This is a genomic window from Aeromicrobium sp., assembly GCF_049586495.1.
GTDB lineage: Bacteria > Actinomycetota > Actinomycetes > Propionibacteriales > Nocardioidaceae > Aeromicrobium.
Genome location: NZ_JBAVCB010000050.1, coordinates 1 through 3,327, shown reverse-complemented (window position 1 = coordinate 3,327; position 3,327 = coordinate 1). Strand labels below are relative to the sequence as shown.

Annotated in this window: 5 protein-coding genes; 3 read left to right on the top strand and 2 right to left on the bottom strand. The window is 69.0% G+C overall.

All coding sequences use genetic code 11. The features are described from left to right. From dcd to WB508_RS02675, 3 genes are all read left to right on the top strand, one after another. Positions 1-396 (top strand): dCTP deaminase (dcd, locus tag WB508_RS02685; protein ID WP_423843334.1); only part of this gene is annotated, 396 nt, incomplete at its 5' end. 16 nt (positions 397-412) lie between these two features. After that, positions 413-1,321: a pseudouridine-5'-phosphate glycosidase gene (locus tag WB508_RS02680; RefSeq protein ID WP_423843333.1), complete on the top strand. Its 909-nt coding sequence runs from the start codon at positions 413-415 to the stop codon at positions 1,319-1,321. Continuing rightward, on the top strand, positions 1,318-2,145 hold the full coding sequence (locus WB508_RS02675; protein ID WP_423843332.1) for a carbohydrate kinase family protein: 828 nt from the start codon (positions 1,318-1,320) through the stop codon (positions 2,143-2,145). The genes WB508_RS02680 and WB508_RS02675 overlap by 4 nt, the downstream gene beginning before the upstream one ends. Here the strand turns inward: WB508_RS02675 and WB508_RS02670 are convergent. Both WB508_RS02670 and WB508_RS02665 read right to left on the bottom strand, forming a co-directional pair. Continuing rightward, positions 2,142-3,032, bottom strand: a complete 891-nt coding sequence (locus WB508_RS02670; protein ID WP_423843331.1) for a carbohydrate kinase family protein — start codon at positions 3,030-3,032, stop codon at positions 2,142-2,144. The two genes, WB508_RS02675 and WB508_RS02670, sit on opposite strands and share 4 nt — an antisense overlap. Then, the coding region (locus WB508_RS02665) for an AGE family epimerase/isomerase (RefSeq protein WP_423843330.1) at positions 3,029-3,327 on the bottom strand (299 nt) is incomplete at its 5' end. The genes WB508_RS02665 and WB508_RS02670, both read right to left, overlap by 4 nt.

Sequence of the window (3,327 nt, the reverse complement as noted above, 5' to 3'; positions counted from 1 at the left end):
GAGGTCGAGGTCGGCAACGGGCAGGACGAGGCATTCGTGCTGCACCCCGGTGAGTTCGTGCTCGGGTCCACCTACGAGCTCGTGACGCTGCCCGACGACATCGCCGCTCGGCTCGAGGGAAAGTCTTCGCTGGGGCGCCTCGGCCTGATGACCCACTCGACCGCAGGCTTCATCGATCCTGGATTCTCCGGTCACGTCACGCTGGAGCTGGCCAACGTCGCCACTCTGCCCATCAAGCTGTACCCGGGCATGAAGATCGGTCAGCTCTGCTACTTCCGGCTCACCTCGCCGGCCGACAACCCGTACGGCTCGGCCAAGTACGGTTCGCGCTACCAGGGTCAACGCGGTCCCACGGCGTCGCGTTCGCACGCGAATTTCCACCGTACTGAGATTTGAGGGAGGTCTGAGAGCCGTGGACCTGCCGCTCGACATCGCGCCCCAGGTTGCAGCGGCGATCGCCGACCGGCGTCCGGTCGTGGCGTTGGAATCAACGATCATCTCCCACGGTCTGCCGCGGCCGGACAACCTCGCAGCGGCTCGGCGGTTCGAGCAGATCCTCGCTGACCTCGGGGTCGTCGCTGCCACCGTGGCGGTGCTCGACGGCCGGCTGAAGGCGGGGCTCACTGACGACGAGCTGCAGCGCATCGCCGACGTGGACGTACCCAAGTTGAGCGTCCGCGACCTGCCAATCGCGCTGGGCCGCGGCAGCAGCGGGGCCACCACGGTTGCGGCGACGTCGGTCATTGCCGATCTGGCGGGCATCCGCGTGTTCGCGACCGGCGGTCTCGGCGGCGTGCACCGCAAGGCTGCCGAGTCGTTCGACGAGTCGGCGGACCTGTCGGTGCTGGCCCACGTGCCGATCACGGTCGTCTCGGCCGGAGTAAAATCGATCCTCGACATCGGTGCGACCCTCGAACGTCTCGAGACGCTCAGCGTGCCTGTGCTCGGTTATGGCACGGACCGCTTCCCCAGCTTCTGGTTGACCGACTCGGGTCACGAGCTCGACTGGCGGGTCGACACCCCGGCCGAGGTGGCCGCCGTCATGGCAGCCCGCGACGGGCTGGGCCAGCGCGCCGGGATCGTCGTGGCCAATCCGTTGCCGGAGGGGCAGCAGCTGGATCCTGCGGTGCACGATCGAGCACTCACCGATGCATTGCGCATGGCCGACGAGCAGGGTCTCGTGGGCAAGGACGTCACCCCGTTCCTGCTGCAGAAGATTGTCGATCTCACGGGCGGCGACAGCCTCGCGGTGAACCTGCTGATCGCCGAGAACAACATTCGGGTGGCCGCCGGCATCGCTCAGGCGTGGGCCGTCAGATGATCTTGCTCGTCGGTGACGTGGTCGACGACATCGGCGTCCGGCCTCTCGGTCGGATCAACCCCGCCAGCGACACCGAGGCCGAGATCCGGATGACCTGTGGCGGATCGGCCGCCAACGTGGCGGCGTGGCTGGGCCACCTCGGAGCACCGGCCCGCTTCGTCGGCCGTGCCGGCATCGACGGGGTGCAGCGTCACACCGGCGCACTGACCGCTCACGGGGTCGACGCTCGCATTGGTGCAGATCCGCACCTGCCCACCGCCACGATCGTCCTGACGCTCGACGACGCCGCGGACCGCACGATGTTCGTGGATCGCGCTGCGAACACGACGTTGATGCCCGGCCACCTCACTGATGACATCTGGGCCGGCATCGCCTGGCTGCATCTGACCGGGTACACCTACTTCGACACGGCGACCCGGCCGGTGGCGATGGCCGCCGTCACCGAGGCGCGCCGCCGTGGCATCGGGGTCAGCATCGACCCCAGCTCGCTCGGCTTCTTGGAGGCGACCGGGCGCGGCGCGGCGCTGCGTTGGTTCGCGGACGCCGACCTGGTGTTCCCCAATGAGGACGAGCAGGGTTTTCTGGTCGTGGACGATGAACATGCCGTCGAGACGAGGGGCGCAGCCGGCGCCCGGTTCCGCGGCCATGCAGTCAAGGCAGTCGAGGCCGACGTCATCGACACGACCGGAGCCGGTGATGCCTTCTGTGCCGGCTTCTTGAGCGTCTGGTCGACACGCTCCGACCCCGAGGAAGCTCTCGCAGCGGGCGTCGCCGTTGCGGCCCAGTGCGTCACCCGGCGCGGCGCCCGCCCGACGGGGGGCTAGCCGCCAATCTCCTCGATCCATGGGAGGTCGGCGCCAGCGCGGGAGCAGGTGATGGCGGCGGCTCGGGCGGCGTAGGTGCCGAGGTCGAACAGCTCGGTCACGTCCAGCTCGGTCGCAACGGGCCAGTCATAGGAAGCACTCCAAGCAAGCATCGCGGCCATGAAGGTGTCGCCGGCACCGATCGTGTCGACGACCTCGATCGAGGGCGCCTCGATGACCGCCAGCTCGTCCTGATGGGCGACCAGAGCGCCACCAGCGCCCTGGGTGATGGCCACCAGCGCTCCCTCCGAAGCCAGTCGTCGCGCGAGATCGAGTGGCGCGACGTCCGGGAACAGCACCGCGGCGTCCTCGTCGCTCATCTTGACGATTCGCGCGTGCGGCGCGAATCGCGCGAAGACGGCCTGCCAGATGGCCGGCTCGGCGACGACCGAGAGGCGGACGTTGGGGTCGAACGAGACGGGGACACCGAGGACATCGGCGGTGACCACCAGGTCCGACACCTGGGCGGCACCCGGTTCGAGCAGGGTGCCGAGCGATCCGACGTGCAGGGCAGCGAAGGCGCCCGGGTCGGGCAAGGAGGAGGGCGCCCACGTGAGGTCGAACTCGTAAGTCGCGCTGCCGTCATCGGCGATCTGCGCAACGGCGCTGGAGGTGCGGTGCGTCGCCGAGTCAGGCCCAGCGTGATGCACGTTCGACTCCTCCAGGCCCTCGGCGAGCAGCCGTCCGTGGTCATCGTCGGCGAACTGGCAGATCAGATGGGTGTCGACGCCCAGGCGCGCCAGGCCTCGTGCCACGTTGTACGGAGACCCGCCAGCGTGCGTCTCAACGCTGCCGTCGTCGCGGTGCACGACGTCGACCAGCGCCTCGCCGACCACGAGCACGTTCATCTGGATGCACCTCCAAGGGCCACGGCTGCGGTGCGGGACAGGGGCAGATCAGCACAGGTCAACGCGTTGACGCCATGGTAGGCGTCGGGACGTCCGCGCCACGTCTGATCGGACGCCGCGAGGGTCGACGACAGCTCGTGCCGCCACGACCCGTCGTCGTCGATCACGTGCTCGGCGATCTCGGACCACCAACGCTCGACGAGCCCGGCGTAGACAGCGCCACCCGTGGCGGCAGCCAACACCTCGGCCGACTGCACCGCCTCGGCCATCACCCAGTGGAATCGCTCGCGCACGA